The 1044-nt window shown below is 47.7% G+C and carries 1 protein-coding gene; it reads right to left on the bottom strand.

Going from position 1 to position 1044, the window contains the following annotated elements; translation table 11 throughout:
• A partial coding sequence (locus R7Q47_RS26470; RefSeq protein WP_318090288.1) for a phosphoenolpyruvate-utilizing N-terminal domain-containing protein occupies window positions 1-1044 on the bottom strand: 1044 nt, incomplete at both ends.

Raw genomic sequence — 1044 nt, forward strand, 5'->3', positions numbered from 1 at the left:
TTAGCGCCCATAACGGCCGGCACACCCAGTGCGCGCGAAAGAATTGCAGCGTGTGAGTTTGCGCCCCCTTCAAGCGAAACGACCGCTAATAAATGTTCTTTCGGCACCGATGCTAACAAAGTCGCAGTAAGCTCATTGGCCACTAAGATGATAGGACGATCGATGGCCGCATTCTCTTGCTCACTGTTGTGCAGAAAATACAGCAACCTTTGCCCCAACTCTCGGATATCTTGTGCTCGTTCACGCAAATAGACATCTGACATACGAGCAAAGCGGTTTGAATAAGTTTCGACTACCTGACGCAGCGCCCAATCCGCTCGATCGCCTTTTTCAATCTGTTTCTTAAGATCGCCGCGCAACATTGGATCATTGAGCAAGTGGGTAAACAAATCGAATATCGCTAACGCATCTTTATTGATTTCGCTGTCGAACTTTTTCCGCATCCGGCGGAAATCATTCAGCGCACGCTCAATCGCTACCAGCAGCAGCTCTTGCTCTCGCTCTTTATCCAGCGTAGAAGACGGGAATACGTCCGACAAACTCGGCTGCGTGTTGTCAAACCAAAACTCTCCGATGGCGACACCTGTTGATGCAGGCAAGCCTTTAAGAACCGTCGGTTTTGAGGCTAATTGCCAATGACCTAAACTTTGCGCGTGAGCGATGATCACGGCTAACTGTGCAGATAAGGTCACTAAGAAAGATTCTTCCATCTCACTAAACAATCGTGGCGTCTTTTGCTGAATGACTAATACACCTAATACTTGTTTGCGATGGATGATTGGAGTGGCGAGGAAAGAGTGATAAACCTGTTCACCAAGCTGCGGGAAGAATTTAAATTCAGGGTGTTTTGAGGCTTCTGCGAGGTTAAGAGGTTCTGCGCTGCGTTTAACGAGACCAACTAAACCTTCATTGAAATTAATGTGGATGCTATCGCCTTCAAAAATAAGGCCTTGAGTTGCCATTAACTCAAGGCGCTGCATTTCTTCGTTGGCGAGATAGATAGTACAGCACTCAGTGCGAAGGGCGGCACAAGTCTCTTTTACC

Source organism: Vibrio sp. Vb0349, assembly GCF_033338975.1.